The organism is Vibrio paucivorans (assembly GCF_054053395.1).
This window is the reverse complement of record NZ_CM133231.1, coordinates 893,600-917,512: the sequence shown is the minus strand read 5'-3', so window position 1 is coordinate 917,512 and position 23,913 is coordinate 893,600. Positions and strand designations below refer to the sequence as shown.

The following is a 23,913-nucleotide window of genomic DNA, read 5'->3' as shown; positions in this document are numbered from 1 at the left end:
ACTTAATTCGCGACGATATGTGTTCTTACGGCAAATAACCGATTATGTTGAATTCTTGTTGCATAAAAAATGAGATCTTTAGCTATTCTTCAACTTAAAAAGTAAACGATAAACCGAATGATACGACCTCAACACTGTTCTCTATTGGTAGTAGAGGATTCTGAGGCTGGGTAAAGTGACCATTGATCACACTTTCGCGTCCATCGATTCTCTGCCATTCCAAATTGAAGTTGAAATTGCTCATCAGATGATATTTTACGCCGAGTAAATAGCTCTCACTTTCGACATTTTTTCGGCTTTGTCCATATTGTAAATAAGGCTGCCAGTCACCTATTAAATAATCCAACCCAGCATACCAATTGGCATTGAATTCTTGTGAAAGAAGCGTTTCTCCTTGAAAGTGCAAATTGTCCCAGTAGTAGCTAAGGCCGATGGAGTACAGTTTGAGCCGGTAGCTAGATTGTGCGCCAACAAATCCAAGTTTTGATATATCTGAATAGAGGTAGGCAAATCTAAGCTCATTATCTTCAAACAAGACTTTACTGGTAAGTCCGATACTGAAATCAGCTTCGATATTAAATGCTTGGCCATAGACGGTTAGGTCGTTTTCGGTGGGCGTTGACACATAAGGGGATAGCACCAATACCGACTCATCCGCCAAATCAATTCGGTAGTCGATAATGGCTCCTTCATAGTGGGTGATACCAAGTAGCTGACTGTAAACATCGACCGGTAAGCGTAGCCAAGGGTACGCCGAGGACACGTAATAGTATTCTGACATAATGAATATCGGTATCCGCAGTCGACCGGTTTGCACTGAGATGTTGTCATTTGAGTATTCAACGAACGCTCGCTCTACTTTTGGGCTGGAGAAGTGGTCTTGCGGTCGTTTCACTAACTGCAATCCTGTGCGCCATTGCGGGGTCATTTCCCAGTCCGCTTGGAGCCCAAAGGTGCTATCACAATCAAAACACCAGTCATCGGTAATATCGCGCGTAGAAATAACTGGAATAGAGCTATTGCTCTTTGCTGCCGAGAACGTGCCAAACCCGCTAATACGAACTGAATCCGTAATATTGATTTGGCTGCTTACCAGTGGCGTATATAAGAGCACCACCAAACTTATCCATTTAGTCATACCTAGCCTTACTGTTTGTTTTATATAGGATATTCATTTCTTTCGTCACCTCCTCGGAAGGAAGGTATGCGATACCATTTTCGTTCTCTCTTAGCCAAATCAGCACGGCCTCGTTACTGCTGGAATCAAGCTCAAAAGGGGCTGCGGCTTTGCCTGAAAAGCTCAGGCGAGCCCAGATAGCATTCATTTGCGATGGAGACTTTCTTAGAATTTGGTAGTAAAACGCTTCGCGATCTGGGGAGTTAGAAGGTAAGTCGGCCAATTTAGGTGGAACCCCCTGAATGGAAGTTAGCCTCCCCCGGTACAACATTTTGATTTCACTAGATTTGAGCTCTGCAAGCGTGGGGTTTAAGGAGACGACAGAAAACTGAGCGGCTTGACATAAGGCGCTCTGGATTAACAGAACAAAGAAGAAAACGGCTCGATTCAAGTCATTCCTTTTCACTGATGCCTATGGCTTATGGATAGCAATAGAACAATTCTCGGCTACTATTAAACATAGGCTAGGAAGCGGTAGTTACAAGGAATGTAAAACAACATGCTACTGACTAAAATATCAATAAAATTCAGATTGATTGTCCTGTGTATTATCCCTATGGCGGTAATATGCGGGTTTGCTGTTCATGCCATTCTTTCCATCCAAGAGCGATTGCACACTTACACTGTAATTACTGAAAAAGTGCACTCGTTGAATACTTTCAATACCATTTCACAAAGTTTCTATGATCTGCTGGTGAAACGCCTAACTCGTGAACAATCTGCGGATCTCTCCCAACAAGTGGAGTTATTGCAGGCAGAATTGAATCGGTTAGCTCAACAAGCCCACACTGAACTTCATACTCACCATGGCGTAGTGGCCACCAACATTGTTCTACTGCAGATTGATGACCTTCGCTATTTAGTTGATGACATCCAAAATGCAGAAAGTAGCGAAATTGTTGACCTTGGAAATTTAGTTTTCGATGTATTGGTCGAGCTATCAGACGAAATACACAAAATTTCCAGCCACACTGTTGAGCCAACGATTCACCAGTTAGATTTGGTGTATTCCGATTTGAGCTGGTTTTTGTTCTGGATGAAGAAAGAAGCGTGGGTCGCACAGAGTGTGGCGCGCAAAAATATCGCCTTTCAGCGCTATGCTCCGGACTATTATCAGGCTACCGAACGCCAACAGTATTACCTCGACAAGTTCATTGTCGGAGCTGATAACGAGCAACTTAAAGCGCTAGTGTCTCTGTTCTCTCAAAAAGAGTTTAGGCAAGGCAGCGTCGTTAAGGAACGTATGCTGGTTAACAAAATCTCACCAGCGGAGATTGGCCAGTATATTGTCAATCTTGAGCAACGTTACGTGATGGTCAGCAATCAAATAGGCTTATTTACCCAGCATATGTCTGACCAACTAGCGACGACCATTTCCCAAAACCGGAAGGATGTATTCTATATATCTGGTGCAGCGATTGCGGTGACTTTGTTCTTGGTGATCTGGGGCGCGAGTACGCTGTATCGAATTAACTCTAAACTGCATAAAATCCTCGCTACCATGGGGCGAATTAGCAGCAACAACGCTAAGAAAATCGATATCGATGGCCGAGATGAGTTCAGTCGATTTGCCCGAGGGCTAAACAGAATCATCTCCGAGCAGAAACGCTATGAGCAAGACCTAATTGATGCCAAAGAGTCCGCCATTGCCGCTAATAAAGCCAAAAGTGCCTTTTTGGCGAATATGTCACACGAGATTCGAACTCCGTTAAACGGAATCATTGGTATGACAGAAATCCTGTCTGAGAGCCATTTAAACTCAAGTCAGAAAGATGTCCTGCAAGATATCGATACCTCTTCACAATCTCTGTTGGTTTTGCTCAATGACATTCTCGATTTGTCCAAAATCGAATCGGGCAATCTCGTGCTTGCTCCGAACGAAATCGACTTAAGAGAAGTTGTTTACGATTCGGTGAATATGGTGAGTGCTAGGGCCTTAACCAAACATATCGAGTTGACGGTCGATATCGATGAGTCGATGCCTGATCGCGTAAAAGCCGATGAATTTAGGGTCAAGCAAGTGCTGATGAACTTGCTGTCTAATGCGGTGAAATTTACAACAAATGGATTCATTACCACCAAGGTAGAGTATAAAGAATCGCCTCTGTCGCCTGCAATAACCTTTAGTGTTATTGACTCCGGGGTAGGGATAGACAGTGACAAATTGGCTACAATCTTTAAACCCTTTACTCAAGAAGATGGCAGTATCACTCGACGCTATGGTGGAACGGGGCTAGGGCTTACGATTTGTCGTCAGCTGATTGATTTAATGGAAGGGGAAATACAGGTTGAGTCGACCAAAGGGCTCGGAAGCTGTTTCTCTTTTACCGTGCCAGTTAAAATACCGTTGGAGCAATCGCCGCAAACAAGCCTCGACTTGTCTGCCTTGATTGTGACTCATGACTCGGTATACAGCGATTCGCTTGCTGCTGAGTGTCGACGTTTTGGCGTAGATGTCGCGCTCGTGTCCAGTGTCGATAAACCGTACGATGGAGCGTTTGATGTGGTGCTTTATTGCCAAGTCCACGATAAAAGCTCGCGCAGGGATATACACACCTTAAGAGGGCGTTATGGTAGCGCTGAAATCATAGCCTGCCAACACCACTTATTTATCTCTCCCGAGGTTGCATCGCTGGTTTCGGCCACCATCATTCTGCCGGTGCTAGGCCAACGGCTACTTAAAACCCTTACTAAGATTACTCGCCGAACAGAGTATGTAGATACCCCAATCGAGGCCAGTACTGAGCTACCAGCGCCACCGTGCAAACGAATATTGATTGTGGAAGACAACTTAATGAATCAAAAGATTGCGAGTTTCTTCCTTGATAAAATTGGTATTGAGTACAGCATTGCGAGTAACGGCCAAGAGGCGTTAGATGCAGTGACCAGTGGTGGAGAATACATTGCAGTGTTGATGGATTGCATGATGCCGATAATGGATGGCTTAACCGCAACCAAGAAGATCCGTGAGTGGGAAGCCTCGAACGGTAAAGAGAAACTGCCGATCATTGCGCTGACCGCCAGTGTATTAGATGAAGAGATAGAAAGCTGCTTCGCTGCCGGAATGGATGCTTACTTACCCAAACCCTATAAATCTCAGCAATTATTTGATGTGTTTAATGAACTCAAGCTGGCTTAAAAAATTGACCGCTTAATTAACGAAGCGGCCAACGATTAAACTTGTTTGATGTCTTCCAAAGGAAGCCAATTCACTTTGACGCCAGCTTGCAGGAACATATCTTGGCTTACTTTGATCTTTTCACCCCAGCGAGAGAGAAAGTCTGCGGTTTGTTCTGGACAGTGCACGGCAGAAATACCAGTTTGGATGATTTTCGCTGCGCAGTTCGGGCATGGGAAATGAGTTACCCAAATTTCACAACCATCGAGGTCTCGTTTGGCGAAAAGAATGGCATTCTCTTCTGCATGAAGTGTTTTCAAATACTTCATATCGCGATCATCTGTATCGGCGCTATCGGAAATACCATGTGGGTAGCCATTGAAGCCGACCGAAACAATTCGATTTTGTTTGGTAATCACCGCACCGACTTGAGTCGAAGGGTCTTTACTCCAAGAGCCAACAAGTTCAGCCATTTGGTAAAAGCGTTGCGCCCATTTTGAAATCATTTGAGGTTCCTCAGTTAATTGCCTAGGGTTTCTGACCCTATTCATAATCATGCTAATTTTTTCGGGCTGAGTCCAGTGAAATTAGGGCTTCGCAGGGTTTTACCAAGGTTATTTAGAGGTCATCATCGAGTGGTATGCGTTGTTAATCACGTTGAAGAGCGTGTAGGTGAGTAGCGGTAATTGCCGATTTGCTATTTGGCTTGTGCGAGATCTCGCACAAAGCCGTAAGACACTAGCAGTTTACTGTTGCGGTAATTGGAGAGGTTTGATTGTAAGGTGTTGAATAGTAAGTGTATGTCTACTTTGTGTTCGCTTGTGGGGCTGAGAAAAAGGGCAATTTCGCTATTGTGACAAGCCCATATTCGCGTAATCTTAATGGTGTCAGCAGGATGCAGACACGGAACAGGAAAGACCCAAGGATAGGTCATCTTCAGGACGAAGATTCGATTGTTAAGGATTAGCAGTCGGCATGGATAGCAAAGGACATTGGCTGGACGCTTGTAACTAGGATGGTTACGCTATGGAAAGTTAATGGACGCTTAAAGGACTAAGGCAAATTCTATCAGGATGATAGATTCAGGACACCGCTTAAGGAATAAGTGATGTGAGTTGGCGAGGATTGCTAACGGGCTGGATTGCCGAGGACACCGCTAGGAAGGCGATGATAAGGAAAGTGCTGAAGGAATCAGCGTACTATCATGGATTAGATGCAGGGAGCACCTATTAGTAGCCGGATTGCTGCGAGTAAGAACTGAAACCCCACTAGGCGAGAGCTTAGTGGGGTTTTCTCTTTTTCGGCTCTGCAGCCGCGAGCCTTCCTAGTCTATCCCACGTATCCGTATCTCTCGTTTCGCATTATTCAAAGCACTGAACTCCGCAGCTTGAAGTCATTTAGGTAAATCAGTTCACACTTTAGAGCAACATCACTGTTGGGCACTACTCAGGTGGTTAGATTTATTCGACAATAAGCGCTGTATTTCGTTGCCTAATGGTAGGCACTCAACAAGCCACAGTTTCACGGGTTAAGCCCGCTACAGGATCACAAATGCAGGATATGGATCTGCTGATCGGATGCTACACCGATAGCACCCAGCAACATGGAATATTTAAACTACGTCTGAACCTCTCTGATGGTCAGCTATCACAGCCAGAACCATTGCTTGCGCGACCAAATATGTCTTATGTCATTCGCACAGACATTGGTGCTTACGCAGTAAGTGAGCAGTCGCAAAGCGAACAGCCTCATGTGGTACGCATGGACCAGCACGGAGAAGTGACCTCTGAAGGGGCTATTAAAGGGGCGCATCCATGCCATCTTGCGATAGACCCACAAAACAAGTTTCTGGCGACGGCTCAGTACTCCTCTGGCAATGTTGAGGTGTTCCGGTTAACCGAGACGGGAGAGATTGAGTCCAAAATAGCAACCTTGGCCCTTTCAGGCAGTGGTCCTAACAAAGATAGGCAAACAGGTCCGCACGCGCACCAAGTCTGTTTTTTGGGAACAACTGAGTTGGCCGTTGTTGACTTAGGATCAGATTCTATCCACTTATTTAATGTCAACGTACAGGGTGAAGAGTGTCATGTGCAGCCTTCTCAGCGTATTGCTCTTCCAGCGGGAAGCGGGCCTAGGCATATGGTGTTGAGCCGAGATCGAAGCCGAATCTATGTGGTATGTGAGCTCTCTGAAACGGTTCACTTACTGAAAGCCAAAGGAAACGAGTGGCAAGTCTGTCAGTCGTTACAGCTATTACCTGAAGAAGAAAAAGGTGAAGCGGCGTCTGCCATTCGATTATCACCCAATGAGGACTTCTTATATGTTTCCTGCCGACACCAATCTAAATTGGCGTGCTTTTCTCTGAATGAAATCAGTGGAGAAATGACTGCAATAAATAGCACAGAGACACAAGGACTGTTCCCAAGAGACTTTGCCATTACACCGGATGGAGAGTGGGTTATCGTTGCTAATCAACATTCCAATAATGTGGTGACTTTTAAGCGTGATGCTATCAGTGGCAAGATAGTGGCAACAGGTTACAGCGTCGCACTGAATGCGCCGGTTTGCGTGAGCATTTAGCCAATATCAGAATGAATCCTTAAAGGGCCTACTAAAAAGGGATGACACTTTCACCGCCAACTGCGGGTGAATGTGTCATCCCTTTTATCTATCTTCTTTTAGGCTCTGTTCTATTGAGCCAAAGATTCAAAGCCATAAATGTATAGAGAACTAATCTTCTTGTTTACGTTTGTGTTTCGGTACGTAGTTAAGAATTGAAATCGGAACTTCTTTACGTGGTTTGAACCCTTCGATTTCTCTGCGCTCGATGAGGTGACCTAAACGGCTTTCGATCATGCACAGGTTCTTGAAGTTATCTTTCGACACAAACGAAATGGCTTCGCCTTGTGCGCCCGCTCGTCCTGTACGGCCAATACGGTGAACATATTCGTCGGCAGGGTAAGGAAGGTCGTAGTTCACCACTCGTGACAGTTCCTGAATGTCGATACCACGTGCCGCGACACCGGTCGCAACCAAATACTTAATATCACCCGATTTAAATCGTTCTAGCAGCTTAGCGCGAATATCTTTGGCTTCGGCCACTATGGAACGCTTCTGCAGCAATTCCACGTTTCTCTAGCTGGCTAACAAGCTTGGCTGCACCGTGTTTAGTTTCGATGAAAATCAGCGCTTGATCCCACTGGTTTTCATTGATCATATGGCTCAGCAGCGCAGACTTTTTGTCTTTGTCGACAGTGACTAGCCATTGCTCGATATTGGATTTCGATGCGCTGTGCTTAGCAATGCTAATCTCGACTGGGTTGTCGATAGCGCTTTTCGCTAGATCTCTTACTGGGTTTGACAGTGTCGCTGAGAACAATAGGTTCTGAATGTCTTGTGGTAAGCGGGCGATGATTTTGTTGATGTCTTCGATAAAGCCCATGTCGAGCATTCTATCGGCTTCATCCAACACCAATACTTCGACTTCTTCGAAATACACAGCACGCTGGCCATATAAGTCGATGAGTCGACCCGGAGTGGCAACAAGAATGTCTACACCTTCGATTAGCTTTTGCTTTTGCGCTTTATCGTCGACGCCACCAAACATCGCCATCGACGTCAGGTTCAGGTGCTCGCTGTAGCGTTCAATATTCTGGTTAACCTGAATGGCTAGCTCTCGAGTAGGAGCCAAGATTAGGGCGCGAATACGCTTCTTACGTTGAGTTTCACTATGGCGTAGTTTTTCCAATATCGGTAATACAAAACTCGCGGTTTTACCTGTACCCGTTTGGGCTGCAGCGATTAGGTTTTTACCAGAAAGTACAATTGGAATAGCTTTTTCTTGGATAGTGGTAGGCTTCTCGTAGCCTTGCTGTGTAACGGCTTTGACGATCGAATCGCTTAATCCAAGTGTAGAAAATGACATGTTTTATCTCGGGTGGAATCATTAGAAAAGCCGACAATCGTCGGCTTCATTTCATTAGCGATATTCTAGCACGCCTTGGTATGAAAGGTGAGAATAATGCGCGGCCTTGTACAAACGGCTAACGCTATGTCGCTGAACTTTGTAAAAGTTTACCAATAGCTGATTTACTGGTTTTACTTATTTTCTGCATTAACGCAAAACTTGGATCAATGATTTGCTGCGCGCGCAGATCGTCGAGCATCACCATCCATAACTTGGCCGTCATTTCTGCATCCGCTAACGCACGGTGGAATACACCATCGTTTGGAATACCTTTGAATCGAACCAAGTCGCCCAATTTGTGGGTCGGTGAATCTTGAATAAGGCGGCGAGCAATCAGCATTGAACAAGCGAATTGTCCGGAATAACGAGCATTAACTTGTTCTAATTCAGCGTCCAAGAATCGCTTATCGAATGAGGCATTATGCGCAACTAGATGGCTGTCACCGATGAAGTGGGCAAAATCGGCCATTACTTCTTCGCAGCTTGGCGCACCACGCAACATATTGTTGGTGATGCCCGTGTAACCTTCGATAAAGCCAGAGACTCGAAAGCCAGGGTTCATGAGTTGCTGATAAGTATCGACGACGACGCCGTCTTCAAGTTTTACAGCACCTATTTCAATTGCACGATCGCCCATGTTTGGAGATAGGCCTGTGGTCTCGAAGTCGAGCACAATAACGGAATGAGCAGGGCTGGTTGGCATAATCTTGTCTTAGGTTGGAAAGCAATTCGGGCTGAAGTATATCAGTGGCTCAAGCGCAACACTATGAATGCAGCATTTTATTACCAAGGTGCTTGATTAAGGTTTCTCGCATCGACTCGAGCTGGAATGGCTTGGGGATGACATCGTGAAACCCAAGCTGCAGGTAATGATTCACATCGCTTTGGAACACATTGGCGGTGAGGGCAATAATTACCGAGCGCTCCGCTAAGCTGCCTTGCTGAATGTGTTTTAGTGCTTCAACGCCATCCATCACTGGCATTTGGATATCCATTAGGATTAAGTCGTAGTGATTAAGCTTTAGTTCATCGAGGCATTCTTGTCCGTTTTCAACAGTTGTTGCCGTCAGTTGCATCTGTTCGAGTGTTTTTTCGGCCACGATTTGATTGAGTTTAATGTCTTCAACCAGAAGAACTTTGAGCTCTCGAATAGTATTCAAATCTGAGTCGGAATGAGTAGATTCAGAAGAGGAATCTACCTGTAAGCCATCTAGTAAAGAGTAGAGGTCGTAAGGTTTAGGCAGTGTTGCAACATCGGGGATCAACGCTTGTTGTTTAATGTTGCAAAGCGCGATAAATGCATCACCATATTTGTGTTTCAGCTGTTCGGTTTTACGTTCAATATCACTGCTGTAGTCGTGGTAGTAGATGGCTGAAAAGGCCTCTTGGTCGTAGAGGTCGAGACGGACTAAATCATCGATAATTGCTTGGCGCATCGAGGCATTATCCGAAATGACATTAACCGGTTTAATCGTGTGGTTAGTTGCAATCAGAGGGTGTCTGTCGAGAATACGAATCGGGACTGTTATTGAGATTTGTGTGCCAACACCATGCTCGCTCGAGATAGAGATTTCACCCGAAAGCAAGTCGACTAAAGATTGCGTAATCGATAAACCTAACCCTGTACCGCCAAATTTACGCGTGGTGGAGTTATCGGCTTGGGTAAATTCGTTGAACACGATCTCTAGTTGTTCTTTGGTCATGCCAATTCCGGTATCTGCGACCGTAATCGTTAATGACTCGTTTGGTGTTTCTTGGATCTCGATGGTGACTTCGACTTTACCGTGAGAAGTAAACTTGAAGGCGTTATAGCCAATGTTGTTGATGATTTGGCTAAGCTTAGTGAGGTCCGACTCGATTGTGAAATAGTGAGTTTTAGGCACCGTAATTAGGATATCGACATTTTCTTTTTCATCAATATTTAGAAATACACTTCGCGTCGATTCGACCAACTGCTTCAACTCAAATTCGTGGTTATCGATTTGCAAAGCGTTACGCTCGATTTTGCTCAGATCCAGTACGTTGTTGATCAGGTTCAACAGATGATTGCCGGCGTCATGAATCATCGAAATATAGTTTTTAGTTTGCTGGTTAGCTCCGTCATGTAGATTGGTGTGGCTAAGGCCAATGATGGCATTGAGTGGTGTTCTCATTTCATGAGAAATATTAGCTAAGAACTGGGATTTTGCTTTGGCACTTTCGTTCGCTTTGTTCCGCGATTCTTCGATTTGGACTTTTTGCATCTCTAGGTTTCGAGTCAGCTTTATCTGAGTTAAATAGAGATACGACACAACCAAGGTTATCGCGAACGTAATCGCAATGATGATGCCTAAATAGAGGTACTGAGTGGTGTAAAACTCGTCTTTTTGATTCGAATAGACCATCTGTTGTTGCTGTACTCGAGAGATGAACAGCGATAAGTAGTTGTTCATCTCTCGATAGGATTTATCGAGTTGCTTGATGGCGGCTTGAATTTGCTGATGATCGGGTTCATTAGGTTTGATCGATTTAATGCCATCGTAAGCGATCGACAATTGATTAATGAGGCCATCAAGCTGCTTTAAATCGCCAAATTGCTCATGAACGGTTTTAGTACGTGGGCTACGTAAGTCCTGTAATATACTCGATTTCTGTACCCTAGCTTTAAACTTGAGTTTGGTTAATGCCTTGGGGGTTGGAGCGGTAAGGTAGGTTTGGAGCTCATTGAGCGTAAGTAGAATTTTTGTTTTCGCGCCAATATTGTTATTCACAATTGCTACATAGGGTTGCGGTGGTATATCGCGAAACACGGTAAGCGTATAGAACACGTACGCGACCATACAAATCAGGCTGAGACACAGCGCCGACACCAGCCATCGAAAATATTTGCTGCCAGAGTTTGCCTTAATCATCACGTGAACTTACTCGACTACAATTTCCATCACCTGCCAGACTGACCAATTGTAATAAAGGTCGTTTTGAAGTTCGGGGTAGTCAGTAAATGGGAAGACCACAAACAGAGGGCCTTTGCCGTCTATAGTCATGCGTTTGTCGTTTTCATGGGTTGCCAGCAATACACCGTATTTGTCGATATCCGCAATCGGTATGGTAACGACATAGTCATCCCAAGCGATCACTTTAATGTGTTCACCTTTAGCGCCTACTGCCTCCAAAATCGAAGAAATTTTTGGCCCGCGATAGCTAGTCACTTCTTCGACGACGTGGTTGTTGGTTTTGACTTCGTTTTGCTCGAGGTCATCAATCATCGCCAGATCAAATTCGGCACTGCTGTCTATGTTGGTGACGCCAATATTGCCATTCACCCACAACACAGTGTCGCCTTCAGGAGCAGGCAGAGCGAGCGCAAGGGTAGAGAAAACCAGTGTTGCTAGGGCGAAGAATCGAGTCGGCATAGGAGCCCCCATGTAAGTAATGAAACAGACAACAGAACGTATTGATAAGAATAGTATAGTCACAAGTTTCAGAACTTTACGTGTCATTGTGGAAGCTTTGGAGGCATCTTATTGGTGTCAGGTTTTTAGAAGATGCAATGCGCTACTTGTGCGGCGAACACAGCGAGAAACACCTTGTTACACCCATAATTAAAACTGTCATAGAAGTGCAACTGAGCCGTCATGTGCCAGATCGTATATTGCCGTTCTGACTTTAACTCACGATATCACTTAAGTTCTAAGCAAATAACGTTATGAAAAAACTCCTCTTATTATCTCTATCGATTGCAGCGTCGATGCCGTTGCACGCGCAGGACAGCGCTATCACCGTCGGTGATGTTCTCAAGGTTCCGCTGGCGGATTTAAAACCAACTCAGCCTTCGATTGGCTATGACCAAGTATTCTACAAACTGGGTCGTTACCAATTCGATGTCGAAAAACAGTTTGATGAAATCTGTGAAGCTCAAGGCCAAAAAGGTGTTAAACATTTTTCCGAGCATTCTGTACCGAGCTTGGCCGCTTCTTTCAGCTGTGAAGAACCTGTCGCTTCACGCACCAAAGACCTAAAAACGGTAGTGATTGGGCCTGATGATGCGTTGTACCTAACCGATGGGCACCATACTTTTAACACCTTCTATCATATGAACGGTGGTGGCGCTGGATTCAATGTTCAGGTTCGCGTAGATGGTGATTATCGCCAACTAGAGTCTATGGACGAATTTTGGCAAGCGATGGCAAAAGATGGCAATACCTGGTTGTACGACCATAACAATGTCGCGATTCGCTACACCGATTTACCTAGCCATTTAGGCATGTACAACTTCAATAACGATGTATACCGTTCACTCATGTACTTTTCGAGAGATATTGCATGGAACAAGCCGAAACAGCCGGTACCGTTTTTGGAGTTCTATTGGTCTAAGGAATTACGCCAGCTCACAGATGCTCAACAATACGATTTGAACTCGATGCAGGGATACAAACAAGCCCTAGAGGATGTAAGTAAACATCTGCTATCTATCGATTCAGATAACGTGGGCGGTTCAAAGCTCAGCGCCGAGCAAATGGGCATTTATGCGTCATTCAAACAAAAAGGCTTAGACAAAGTCAGCCGCGAGAATGGCAAGCTAGATTATATGCTGCGTTACAAAACCTCTTCGACAGGCAACGGCATTGCTTACGATTCTGCGGTGATCTCGCCAACATATCTAAAGAAAGTGGATGATTTCACTCTCGAGATGAAACGCAGTTTTACCGATTTCCCACCTTCAACCGATGGCAATACCGTTAACGCGATTGTTGAAATACCTACTGGCACATCTGCGAAATGGGAACTGAGCAAAGAGAACGACAATCAGCTGATTTGGGAGTACAAAAACGGTGCGCCTAGGGTTGTTGAATACTTAGGTTACCCGGGTAACTATGGCACCATTCCACAAACCGCATTACCTAAAGAGCTTGGTGGAGACGGCGACCCATTGGATGTTCTTGTTCTAGGGCAAGCAGTCCCAAGAGGAGAGGTCGTCTCTGCTCGTTTAATCGGTGTGCTTAAGATGCTCGATGGTGGCGAACAAGACGATAAATTGATTGCAGTGCTCACTAATGATTCTCCTTTCTCTGGGGTTGAATCATTGACTGAACTGGATGAGCGCTTTATCGGTGTGAAAGATATTGTGAAAATCTGGTTCGAGAGCTACAAAGGTAAAGACGGCGGCATGGAAGTGATTGGCTGGGGCGATGAAAAAGAAGCGCGCGCTATCTTGAATCAGTCAGAATCGGCTTACCTCACGAGCAATCCATCATAGGGCTCGACCTCAAGGTTCGATATGCAGTCAAACAAAATGGACAGCCAATGGCTGTCCTTTTTTGTATTCACACTTACTTGGCTCCGCGCGTAAAAAACGTATTTTAATTTGAGCAAAACCATCAAATAGTATTTGACCTGTCTACGGCTTTATAGTTTAAATTTCTTCACCATCAGAGCACACAGGTTACTCATCATGTATCGAATATCTGAACTCGCGGCGAAAGTCGGGTTGTCACGAACCGCACTGCTCTATTATGAGAAACAAGGGCTTATCTCTGGCAAGCGGTTAGATAACGGCTATCGGGTTTACAATGATGATGACGTGCAACATGTGTATCTGATCCAGCAGCTTTTGGCTGGGGGGCTGACACTGAAAGAGTGTAAACAGTGCCTAGAAGCCAAAATCGATAAGCAGATTCTACAGAATCGTTTAACTGCGCTGGATGAAGAGATTGAGCAGAAACAAAAGTCGCGTCACGTGCTAGCCGCTTTACTCGGTCAGGGCGATCTCACCGCTTGGCATGAAGGGTTAGACAAAGTCGCGCCAGGGGCTCATCTCGATTGGTTAATGAAGCAAGGCTTTAGCGAGAAAGAAGCTTTGCGAGTGAAATGGTTATCAAAAGACATGAACGAACACGAACTATACATGGCCGACTTTATGAAAGTCTTCGAAACCTTAGAACGCTGGGGGCCAGGCAGCGAAACTGACACACTCAATGCACTAGAAGCATTGGGTATCAAATCCGATTTACACCTGTTAGAAATTGGCTGCGGTAAAGGCTTAGCCACTCAAGTATTAGCCGACAACCTATTGGTACCAAATAAGGGAGCCAAAATCACCGCTATTGATAACGAGCAGTCGGCATTGGATCGTCTAACTGAACGTTTTGAACAACAGGGGATCCAAGCACAACTTAGCACCGAGTGTGCAAGCATGACGGATCTACCGTTTGCTAAATCTAGCTTTAATGTCATCTGGGCTGAGGGTAGTGCGTACATTATGGGCGTGCAGAAAGCATTGCAGCAATGGAAGCCACTACTTAAGGAACAAGGCTATATCGTGCTTAGTGATATGGTATGGAAAGTCGACTCGCCAAGTGCTGACTCAGTTGAATTCTGGAACAAAGAGTACCCAGATATTCAAACGGTACCTGCGAGATTGAAGCAGATGGAAAAAGCGGGTTATCGAGTGGTAGAGCACTTTGCTCAAAGCGAACAAGCGTGGCTGAACTACTATGCACCGCTTAAGCAGCGCATTACCGAGCTTGAGCAAGAAATGTCGGGCTCAGTGGCGTTCAAAGATATTAAGCATGAAGTGGAACTGTGTACTCAGCACGCTAACGAGTTTGGCTACCACATGTTTGTACTCGAAAAAGTATCAGCGAGTTAACTTGCTATTGGCAAACAAACTTAACATTTAAGTCTTCGACCAAAAAACAAAGCCCAATTGTAGCGCCATCTGGCAATCGCAATTGGGCTTTTAAATGTCTTCTATCCGCCATTAATGTCACTGGTGACAGGCGTTTCGAGCTTGGGTTGGCGAGCTACCTGTCCAACTGTTGTAAGCGCGAATAAAGGAATTAGATTCTTGAAATCCCAGCAAGAAAGAGACTTCCAGAATAGGTAGTTGGGTTTGCTTTAGGTAGTGCTCGGCCAAGTTATAACGTACTTGCTGCAACACGGTTTGAAAACTTTGTTCCTCTGCGGCGAGCTTGCGCTGCAGCGTTCGTTTGCTAACCGCCATTTGCGCCGCTACGCCTTCAATGCTGCTTTCGCCTTGTGGCAGTGAGCTGGTTAGGATTCGCGATACTCGATTGGTCACAGAGTCATCTTGTTGTAGTGCTTCCAACTTTTGATTCAGCTCTTTATCGAACAGTGCCAGCATTGCTTGATTGTCGGTTAGAAATGGCGCGTTGGCATCTGAAGTGCGAAATTCTATCGTCGCTAGGTCGCCTTGCGTGATTTTGCATCCCAAATATTCTTCATAACCTTTGAGGTTATTTGGTGGTTCGGGAAGCGTAACGCGAAGTGGCTCAATGCGTTGACGAGTCGCGATTCTAGCCAGTTGAGTAAAGAACACAATTTCAACTAAGCTCAGAATTTTCGGTAGCTTACCGTTGTAGCCATAGCACCCCAAAGTAAGATGCGTGGTCGATTGGTTCGCATCTATATCCAGTATCATAGGGCCAATTAAGGGTTTGTACTCTCTTAGTCGCTCCAAAGCTGCGTTTAAATTTGGGCTGCAAACCGCAGCGTAAATAGGCACGTCGCACGATTCCAAACTAAAAGCATCGGCGAACTTAAGCGGCATTTGATCACCATAGGCGGATTCAATGCCAAGCCAAAACTGAAAGTACTGCTCTGTTGTGAGCTGCACCTTGTCGTTATCGAATAGTCCGCTAGGCAGCCCCGCATGAGCGAGAACCTGGAGAATCTCGATACCGAGGTCGTTGAAAAAGACCTTCCAGTTTGGGGGAATCGTAAATCGGCTTGCTCTTCTCATAATTCGTACGTGACTCCGTGTTCTCTCGACTACTTTTCCATAAATCGACGAGAAATTTTAAGAACTGTTTTACGTGGCAATACTGGAATGATCCAATTTAATAAGAATTTTAGTGGAGCTTCGTTAAATGCGACCAGTTGTCCGTTCTGCATAGCTTGATAACCGCATTCGGCAACCGAGCGCGCAGACTTGGCGTTCTTCCATACGTCTACCCCTTCTAAATTGCCAGCGGCAACAAACCCCGTATCGACAGCACCAGGGCAAAGAGCAGTTACAGTGACGTTGTGCCGCTGGACTTCTTCGGCCACCGCCTGACTAAACGAAGTCACGTATGCTTTGGTTGCGTAATACACTGCTTGCAGTGGGCCTGGCATAAAGGAAGCCGTTGATGAAACATTAAGGATCTGTCCCTCTCTCCGCTCAATCATGCCTTTAACATACAAGTGGGTAAGATCGGTGAGCGCCGTAATGTTCACTTGAATCATCGCTTGCTCATCGTGCAGTTCGCGTTTGGCGAATTCGCCGTGGCCACCAAAGCCAGCATTGTTAATCAGCGTGTGTACCTTTATGCCCATCGCTTCTGTTTGCTCAAAAATGGCTTTTGCGGCATTAGGTTTTGCCAAGTCTGCGGCAATGACTTCTACGCTCACCGAGTGTTTTGCTTCTAGCTCTTTTTTAAGTGCAACCAACTTGTCTTCAGAGCGAGCAACAATCACAAGGTCTTTACCTTGCTCTGCATGGATTTTTGCGAGTTCCAATCCAATACCGTTAGAAGCGCCAGTCACTAATGCTACGTTTTTCATCTTGTTTTCCTTTTGGTTTGCTGCGGTCTCAGTTGTATATTACGAAGTCAGCAGCAATTCGTGACATCCAAACACGACAGCATGTCATCCGATTGTGCCAATTGTTATTTTTGTTGTCAGCTATACCTCGTGAAGGATGTGAATTAACCAAACAGAGATGCTATCTCAATGTCGAATTGTTTGGTTCAGATTACATTCAGGTTCTGAATTTATAATGAACTCAGTTCGATTTGTTAGATGGTTAACCATGATAAAAAAATTCGCCCTGCTTCTGCCGTTACTGCTTACTGCGTGTGCCTCAAGTGATACTCACCCTTTGTATACTCCCTCTTCTGTCAAGGTGCTCACTGACTACGACTCTTTTGAACAATATGTGCAGGAGACTGAGCAACAGCTAAAAGAAAACCGCTATTTCCTTACCAGTGATCATGCTGCGGAACTTGCGGCCAATATGCCGTCAGAAATCAAGCCTAAAAGCAATACTGAACCGACCAAAGGAGTGTTATTGATTCATGGGCTAGGGGACTCGCCATACTCGTTTGTCGATATTGCTCAATCACTCAGTGCACAAGGTTTGTTGGTGCGTACGATATTGCTACCCGGTCACGGCACCCGCCCAGCAGACATGTTAGATGTGGATTATGAACAGTGGAATGCTCTCGTAGAGAAGCAAGTAGAATTGCTTAAACAAGATGTGGATGAGGTTTACCTTGGTGGTTTCTCTACTGGTGGTAACCTCGCTTATTCCTATGCGGCGCAAGATGAGGCCATCGATGGCTTAATGCTGTTTTCGCCGGGGTTTATTTCTAATGAGCCACTTGCCTTCATGACGCCATGGATTTCAGGTATCAAGCCTTGGTTAAGAGATATGAATCCTGACAATTTCACCAATTACACTCGCTATCTCATGGTGCCAACCAACGGTTTTGCTCAATACTACAACTCAAGTAAACAGGCGACGAACTTGTTGCACGACCAAACTTTCGACCGACCAGTGTTTATGGTGCTGACTGAGCACGATAGTGTGCTCGATACCGTGGCGATTAAACAAGTATTTGATACTCAGTTTACCAACCCAAACAATAAGTTAGTTTGGTTTGGTTCTAAGCCAAGCGAAGTGGACGGGGACACCCGCTACATCTACAGCCGCAACGAAGAGCTGCGGATCAGTAATATGTCTCATATGGGCATACTCTATTCACCGAGCAACCCTTATTACGGTGTGAATGGGAGTGAACGTATTTGCCGAAATGGCTCCGACATGACGGCAGATGAAATTAGCCGTTGTAATGCGGGGGAAGAAGTTTGGTATAGCGCTTGGGACGGCCGAACTAATGAACATATTCACGCAAGGCTTACGTTCAATCCATGGTACGACACCATGGTGTCTGATCTTACTCAAGCATTGGATTTGTAAAACACAAAGCAGCGAGATCTGAACATTATATTCTTGCTCTGAAATCTAAGCCCTTCGATGTTTTCGAAGGGCTTTAAATTTAGTCTCGATTTAACAAATGGTTAGCTCAGTTTCTATCATCGTAAGCTTTGCGAGCCCGCTCAATATCTTCCTTATGATCGCCCGCCCAAGACACCAACTGATACAACGGCTTAACCAGATCTCGCCCCATTTCTGTTAAACAGTACTCCACACGAACGGGAACTTCAGGATAGACAGTTCGATTGACGTAACCTTCTCGCTCTAAATCCCTCAGTGTTTGGGTCAGCATTCGCTGTGAAATCCCTTCTACTCTTGATTTTAGTGAGTTAAAACGGTCGGTTCCATCGACCAGTGCGAACAGTATGAGTAGTGACCATTTATTGCCGATTTGTGCAACGACATTACGAACAGGGCATTCTTCGTTGTTGTAGAAAACCCTTCTTTCTGGCTGAGATTGTGCTGCCATTCGCGGCTCCTTTTTAAACTCAATAGGCTTCATAGGTTACCAAAATGTGACTAGCGAACGTTTCGGTGCCTTCTTGTTATGTAGGTTACTATTAAATACTATAGTGATCAATGTATACCTAAGGAAGAGTAGAACACTAGGAGCCAATTATGTTTAAAGCGATCATTTCATTCATTTTATTACTAATGACTACAACCGTTTATGCGCAAGCTGCAGATAAGCTCGTCGTTGATTTAGATGGACTGAAAAAGCCAAGTTGGTCTGAGCAAGAATTAAAAAATGCAGAGCTCATTACTGACTTTGTTCAACATTTGATGAACGACCACGATTTTGACTATGTACTGAAACACTACAACGACAGTGCTTATGTTCAACACAACCGAAACTTACCCGACAAGGTGACTGGGCTAGTGGGCTTTTTGCAAGAGTTTGTAGAGGAATACCCAGACTACACCTACGATGTGAAGCACATCTTCGTTGATGGTGATTACGTTATTTTCCATTCTCACGCGACGCTGAATAAAGAAGATAGAGGTAATGATCAGAAAGGCATGAACATTATTGATACTTGGCGAATTGAAGGCGGACGAATTGTTGAGCATTGGGACTCAATTCAAGCGCTGGACTTCTCCATGCGTGGCTCCTCTTTTTTTGTATAAGGCTCTGGCAAAAACGCTTCGGTTAACCGTTGGCTTAACCTGAAAACGCAGCATGGAAAGTGATGTCACCCTCTGGCGCCGCTTCATTTTCTTCAAGAAGTAGTGCAAGCACATATTCCGCTGGGACTCCCGGTAGGGTTAGGTTAGTGCGCTGTTTGAAACCAAAGCGGCCGTAATATTCTGGCTCACCAAGTAGAACGATGCCTTTCGCGCCTTGTGATTTCAGTTGTGCTACACCTTCGCGCACAAGCAAACTACCGATCCCTTTGCCTTGTTGGTTAGGTGCCACAGACAACGGCGCTAGGCCGTACCAACCTGATGTTTCCTCACCAATTTGTACTGGCGAAAATGCAACGTTCCCTAGAATCTGTTCGTTCTCTTCTGCAACGAGCGATAAGGACAATGCGTTGCCTTGGCGTAACCTATTGATGATTAGGTGTTCTGTCGGTTTTGCTCCCACTTCATGATGAGGGTGATTTTCGAATGCAGCATAAGTGAGGCTTTCGATGGTTTTAATGTCGGATTCGATTTCAGTTCTGATTTTCATAAATTGTCTTCTTAAGTTTCTAACCTAAGTGATGAACTCTAAACTATAAAGTTGTAGACAGGTCAACAGATAAATTGACCTTTTAGAGTAGGGAATGACGGATGTGTCGACGATAGTGTTGGGCGCTAAGAGGCGGGATAAATATTACGGGATTTGTCAGTTTGAGACGCACATAAAACCGTTAATTTTCAACTTGGGTATACTCAGGTTGATAGCCACTAAGGAGGATGCCGAAATATGTCTAAAACCGCGAAACTCAATAACGAAGACAAACTAGTAAAAAAGGCGTTAGAAATTGGCGGTAAGATGGCCAAAATGCAGGGCTTCGACTTACCTCAGTCACCTCAGCCAGTTAGAGTTAAAGCGGTGTATCTGTTTTTAGTTGATGCAAAGCAAATCTCCCCGTTACCGGAAAGTAAGCTCGATGGCGCGAACATCAAACACCGATTGGCGCTGTGGATTCATAAAGCATTACCAGATGATGATCCTCTAAAATAGAACAAAAAAGCGAACCGATCGGTTCGCTTTTTTTGTTTTATTAGATGCCAGATTTCACTAGATACGACGCCATTTCTTCTTCTGGCACCATGCCTCCGCCTGTCGCCCAAACTAAGTGGGTAGCATTGTTCATCTTGCCTGGGCTGAACTGCATACGCTCCATGTAGTCACTCTCGCTTGCCAGTATTACAGGGCCAATCATACCTGCTAACGCCGAGGGTTCTAATTGAATGCCCTCCGATTGATTGAGTTGCCCTAACAAGCGATACATTCTCTGGTCGGAAATGGTTAAGTAGCCATCCAATAACCTCTCCATAGCGCGGCCTACAAAACCAGAAGCGCGGCCCACAGCTAGGCCATCTGCGGCAGTTATGTTATCAATACCGATATCTTGAACGCTGATTTCATCGTGAAGCTGAGTGTGCACGCCAAGAAGCATGCATGGTGAGTGGGTTGGTTCGGCGAAGATACAATGCACATGATCGCCAAACGCTAATTTGAGCCCGAATGCCACCCCACCAGGGCCACCGCCAACACCACAGGGTAGATAAACGAATAATGGATGTTCGGCGTCGACTTGGACTCCACTGTCTTCAAACTGTTTCTTAAGCCGTTCGCCCGCGACGGAGTAGCCCAAAAACAGCGAGCGAGAGTTTTCGTCATCAATGAAAAAACAGTTGGGATCTTTCCCGGCTTCTTTTCGCCCTTGTGCGACTGCGACGCCATAGTCTTGCTCGTACTCGACAACGTTAACACCATTGGTGCGAAGTTTGTTTTTCTTCCATTCCTTGGCGTCGGCAGACATATGAACACTGACTGAAAAGCCCAACTTTGCACTGATGATGCCAATCGACATACCAAGGTTGCCAGTAGAGCCTACTGCAACACTGTATTGTGAGAAGAAATCACGAAATGCATCGCTGTCCAATTTACTGTAGTCGTCACTCTTACTCAGTAACCCAGCCTCGATCGCAAGTGTTTCTGCTAGCACCAAAATTTCATAGATCCCACCACGCGCTTTGATCGAGCCGGAAATCGGCAGGTGGCTGTCTTTTTTCAGCAGCAAACGCCCGCAGATTGGCTTTTGGTATTCTTGCTCCAGCAAGCGTTTCATCGCAGAGATTTCAACGACTTCAGACTCGATAATGCCGTTGGTTTTAGCGGTTTCTGGAAACACTTGTTCGAGATAAGGCGCGAATCGCTTTAGTCGATCACTGGCGTCATTAACATCATTGGCATCGAGTCCCACGTAGGGCAAACCTTGTTCTAGGCTCGTGATAGATGGATTAAACCAAGCAGTTTCCTCAAGCGCGATAAGCTGATTTAACAAAGGGTATTGCTTGTTCAGTGTGTGGACATCAATCGTCATCGTAAATCCCTGTTGGTGAGCTCAGTGAATTGCTAAAGCCGCCCATAAATCGCTGGCGGCTTAGTCCTATTAGACCTATGCGAGTAAACGATGACAACTGATGATTTTTCACTTTAGTGTGAATTATATTGAATCAAAATATACCGATAATTCTTCTTGTGTGAATTTGTGTCCAGTATAACGCCTTTGAGCCGTTCATTGATTTACAATCACACGCTACTTATTGATCAAAGCTGAATCCAAATCATGTACAACAAAGAGAACCTATTTTCTGGGCAAAGCCGTGTTAACAGCTTTCAACTTTCCAAACTTCATACCTTTGAAGTGGCGGCGAGACACGGCTCGTTTTCGTTGGCGGCACAAGAGTTATCGCTTACACCCAGTGCGATTTCGCATCGAATCAATAAGTTGGAAGAAGAGATAGGCATTCAACTGTTTAAACGCACTCACAGGAAGATAACCCTGACAGAAGAGGGCGTTCGCATTTATCAATCGCTGCAAAAAGCGCTCAATGAACTGAACCAAGAAATCTTTGATGTTAAGAGTGGCGATGTATCTGGCCCACTAACGGTTTATTCACGCCCGTCCTTTGCTCAGTGTTGGTTAGTACCGCGGATACACGACTTTAACCAACGTTACCCAGATATAGAGCTCAGGCTATTAACCGGGAACGAGAACGTTGATTTTCAAGGTTATGGCATCGATGTGGCGATTTACTTCGACGACCACAGACCAAAGAAACTGCATTGCGAAACACTATTTCAGGAAACGATAATTCCAGTTTGTTCCAGTGAGTATGCGGCAAGGTTTGATTTGCATGGCTCAATTCAGAACCTAGCGAACACCACGTTATTGCACGACAATCAGGCGTGGGATTACGACTCGAACGACGATGAATGGCAAGGGTGGGCAAAGGCTAACGGGGTTAAAAGCTTGTTGAGCCAATCGAGTATTGGTTTCGACCGTTCAGACTTAGCCGTGGTGGCTGCGACTAACCATGCTGGTATTGCCATGGGGCGTTACAGCTTGGTGCAAAACCAGCTTTTGTCGGGTGAACTCATTACGCCATTTACCGGTACGGAAGTACCATGTAAACAAAGCTATTATGCTGCAACGCTACCGACAAGGCGCTGTGAAAAAGTGACGCTGTTTATTGAATGGCTGAAGTCTCAAACGCAGCAATAAAAAAGCGCGTTGAAAGGGTGACCTTACAGCGATATTCGCCATCGTACGATCTCGATCTCGATCTCAACCATTCAGTTAACTACTTTTTCTTGTGCTAAGTATTTTTTTGTATTGCTTTCAATGACCTGATCACGTACTTCACCGATGGTTTGCCATATCTGCTCGACCAATTCTGGGTTCTGCTGCGTAAATCGATGACTAAAGATCAAGTAATAATCTTTGGTTGAGATCGGCGGTTCTATGCGTTCGATGTCAGTGAGCTGATTCTCTTCAATAAAGCTGGCGGCAATATTACTTTGGATCGCGACGGCGGCGATTCGGTGTTTTCTTAACATCTCAAATAGCTTTGCAGTCGTCTCTATTTCAAGCGTATCGATCTTGTTCGCTTGAAGTATCTTCACAATAGAGAAACCTCGATGTGCGCCAACTAATAACTGGTTGACCGTTTGCAGCCTGGTCCCATCCCAATCTGCTGGCTGCTGTTTAAGTTTATAGAGGAAGTAATCTAGGGTTGCGATGCGTAACGAGCTATCGGCTTGCTGATCCTTTAACGGATAGTCTGCGTATTGTGCTCGTTCTTGGTTATAAGAAAAAATGAATCCGCCATCAACATCATTGGCTCGGATATGATGAAGGACGCGTTTACCCGGAAGCCGGACGTATTCGATCTTGATATTGAGCTGACTAGCTGCTTGCTCGATAACATCAATAGAAAGGCCCGGAGGTGTGGCGACCGACGTGCCGTTACCCATTTGAAAAGGAAACGATTCAATGTCTGAGTAGGCAAGTTTAATGGTCTTAATGGGTGATGAGAGCGAGCTGTTTGAAAAGAGCAATATCATCAATAACAAGAGTATATTGCGCATTCGACCTTTCCCAGTTTCGACTCACCCATGTACGACAGTATAGAGTCTTTTTGCCCCATAACTGCAACATGATAGCGTT

20 protein-coding genes and 1 pseudogene are annotated in these 23,913 nt (G+C 45.2%); 8 read left to right on the top strand and 13 right to left on the bottom strand.

The window, feature by feature from the left end:
* Positions 1–94: 94 nt before the first annotated feature.
* Both ACXABW_RS19510 and ACXABW_RS19505 read right to left on the bottom strand, forming a co-directional pair.
* Positions 95–1,138: a sulfate ABC transporter permease gene (locus ACXABW_RS19510; protein ID WP_457525070.1), complete on the bottom strand. Its 1,044-nt coding sequence runs from the start codon at positions 1,136–1,138 to the stop codon at positions 95–97.
* On the bottom strand, positions 1,131–1,568 hold the full coding sequence (locus ACXABW_RS19505) for a hypothetical protein (RefSeq protein ID WP_265688929.1): 438 nt from the start codon (positions 1,566–1,568) through the stop codon (positions 1,131–1,133). The genes ACXABW_RS19510 and ACXABW_RS19505 overlap by 8 nt, the downstream gene beginning before the upstream one ends.
* A 165-nt stretch (positions 1,569–1,733) precedes the next feature.
* Here ACXABW_RS19505 and ACXABW_RS19500 point away from each other — a divergent pair, with 165 nt between their 5' ends.
* Positions 1,734–4,316: an ATP-binding protein gene (locus tag ACXABW_RS19500; protein ID WP_457525068.1), complete on the top strand. Its 2,583-nt coding sequence runs from the start codon at positions 1,734–1,736 to the stop codon at positions 4,314–4,316.
* 35 nt (positions 4,317–4,351) lie between these two features.
* On the opposite strand, the gene ACXABW_RS19495 is transcribed toward ACXABW_RS19500, so the two are convergent.
* Entirely contained in the window at positions 4,352–4,801 is a 450-nt protein-coding gene (locus ACXABW_RS19495; protein ID WP_252031840.1) for a dCMP deaminase family protein, read from the bottom strand.
* 1,045 nt (positions 4,802–5,846) lie between these two features.
* Between ACXABW_RS19495 and ACXABW_RS19490 the strand changes: the two genes are divergently transcribed.
* On the top strand, positions 5,847–6,875 hold the full coding sequence (locus ACXABW_RS19490; RefSeq protein WP_457525065.1) for a lactonase family protein: 1,029 nt from the start codon (positions 5,847–5,849) through the stop codon (positions 6,873–6,875).
* Between the two features lie 150 nt (positions 6,876–7,025).
* Here the strand turns inward: ACXABW_RS19490 and ACXABW_RS19485 are convergent.
* The 4 genes and pseudogenes from ACXABW_RS19485 to ACXABW_RS19470 form a co-directional block, all read right to left on the bottom strand.
* Positions 7,026–8,220 (bottom strand): annotated as a pseudogene (locus tag ACXABW_RS19485) (DEAD/DEAH box helicase).
* 124 nt (positions 8,221–8,344) lie between these two features.
* Positions 8,345–8,965, bottom strand: a complete 621-nt coding sequence (locus ACXABW_RS19480) for a 3'-5' exonuclease (protein WP_265688307.1) — start codon at positions 8,963–8,965, stop codon at positions 8,345–8,347.
* Between the two features lie 61 nt (positions 8,966–9,026).
* Positions 9,027–11,153, bottom strand: coding sequence for an ATP-binding protein (locus tag ACXABW_RS19475; RefSeq protein ID WP_457525064.1), 2,127 nt, complete (start codon positions 11,151–11,153; stop codon positions 9,027–9,029).
* A gap of 9 nt (positions 11,154–11,162) precedes the next feature.
* Positions 11,163–11,654, bottom strand: coding sequence for a hypothetical protein (locus ACXABW_RS19470; RefSeq protein ID WP_252031826.1), 492 nt, complete (start codon positions 11,652–11,654; stop codon positions 11,163–11,165).
* A gap of 293 nt (positions 11,655–11,947) precedes the next feature.
* Between ACXABW_RS19470 and ACXABW_RS19465 the strand changes: the two genes are divergently transcribed.
* Complete coding sequence (locus ACXABW_RS19465; protein WP_457525062.1) at positions 11,948–13,498, top strand: ParB-like protein; 1,551 nt, start codon at positions 11,948–11,950, stop codon at positions 13,496–13,498.
* 195 nt (positions 13,499–13,693) lie between these two features.
* Positions 13,694–14,890, top strand: coding sequence for a MerR family transcriptional regulator (locus ACXABW_RS19460; RefSeq protein WP_457525061.1), 1,197 nt, complete (start codon positions 13,694–13,696; stop codon positions 14,888–14,890).
* 117 nt (positions 14,891–15,007) lie between these two features.
* Here the strand turns inward: ACXABW_RS19460 and ACXABW_RS19455 are convergent, their stop codons facing one another.
* Together ACXABW_RS19455 and ACXABW_RS19450 are read right to left on the bottom strand one after the other, a co-directional pair.
* A complete protein-coding gene (locus ACXABW_RS19455; RefSeq protein WP_457525059.1) occupies positions 15,008–16,003 on the bottom strand; it encodes an AraC family transcriptional regulator ligand-binding domain-containing protein in 996 nt (331 codons plus the stop codon).
* A 29-nt stretch (positions 16,004–16,032) separates the two neighbouring features.
* Complete coding sequence (locus ACXABW_RS19450) at positions 16,033–16,806, bottom strand: SDR family NAD(P)-dependent oxidoreductase (protein WP_457525057.1); 774 nt, start codon at positions 16,804–16,806, stop codon at positions 16,033–16,035.
* 247 nt (positions 16,807–17,053) lie between these two features.
* On the opposite strand from ACXABW_RS19450, the gene ACXABW_RS19445 reads away from it, so the two are divergent.
* Positions 17,054–18,223 (top strand): alpha/beta hydrolase, encoded by a 1,170-nt coding sequence (locus tag ACXABW_RS19445; RefSeq protein WP_457525054.1) that lies wholly within the window; start codon positions 17,054–17,056, stop codon positions 18,221–18,223.
* A 106-nt stretch (positions 18,224–18,329) separates the two neighbouring features.
* Here ACXABW_RS19445 and ACXABW_RS19440 read toward each other — a convergent pair whose 3' ends face one another.
* Positions 18,330–18,710: a winged helix-turn-helix transcriptional regulator gene (locus tag ACXABW_RS19440; protein WP_457525052.1), complete on the bottom strand. Its 381-nt coding sequence runs from the start codon at positions 18,708–18,710 to the stop codon at positions 18,330–18,332.
* A 149-nt stretch (positions 18,711–18,859) separates the two neighbouring features.
* On the opposite strand from ACXABW_RS19440, the gene ACXABW_RS19435 reads away from it, so the two are divergent.
* Positions 18,860–19,369 carry a nuclear transport factor 2 family protein gene (locus tag ACXABW_RS19435; RefSeq protein ID WP_457525051.1) on the top strand — a complete coding sequence of 170 codons (510 nt, stop codon included), beginning with the start codon at positions 18,860–18,862 and terminating at the stop codon, positions 19,367–19,369.
* A 34-nt stretch (positions 19,370–19,403) separates the two neighbouring features.
* Here the strand turns inward: ACXABW_RS19435 and ACXABW_RS19430 are convergent, their stop codons facing one another.
* A complete protein-coding gene (locus ACXABW_RS19430; protein WP_457525049.1) occupies positions 19,404–19,916 on the bottom strand; it encodes a GNAT family N-acetyltransferase in 513 nt (170 codons plus the stop codon).
* 237 nt (positions 19,917–20,153) lie between these two features.
* Here ACXABW_RS19430 and ACXABW_RS19425 point away from each other — a divergent pair, with 237 nt between their 5' ends.
* Positions 20,154–20,414: a DUF5062 family protein gene (locus tag ACXABW_RS19425; protein ID WP_252031799.1), complete on the top strand. Its 261-nt coding sequence runs from the start codon at positions 20,154–20,156 to the stop codon at positions 20,412–20,414.
* A 40-nt stretch (positions 20,415–20,454) separates the two neighbouring features.
* Here the strand turns inward: ACXABW_RS19425 and ACXABW_RS19420 are convergent, their stop codons facing one another.
* Entirely contained in the window at positions 20,455–21,783 is a 1,329-nt protein-coding gene (locus ACXABW_RS19420) for a D-serine ammonia-lyase (RefSeq protein WP_457525047.1), read from the bottom strand.
* Positions 21,784–22,029: 246 nt separating this feature from the next.
* Here ACXABW_RS19420 and dsdC point away from each other — a divergent pair, with 246 nt between their 5' ends.
* Positions 22,030–22,968, top strand: a complete 939-nt coding sequence (gene dsdC / locus ACXABW_RS19415) for a DNA-binding transcriptional regulator DsdC (protein WP_457525046.1) — start codon at positions 22,030–22,032, stop codon at positions 22,966–22,968.
* Between the two features lie 71 nt (positions 22,969–23,039).
* On the opposite strand, the gene ACXABW_RS19410 is transcribed toward dsdC, so the two are convergent.
* Positions 23,040–23,834 (bottom strand): substrate-binding periplasmic protein, encoded by a 795-nt coding sequence (locus ACXABW_RS19410; protein WP_457525044.1) that lies wholly within the window; start codon positions 23,832–23,834, stop codon positions 23,040–23,042.
* Positions 23,835–23,913 lie beyond the last annotated feature (79 nt).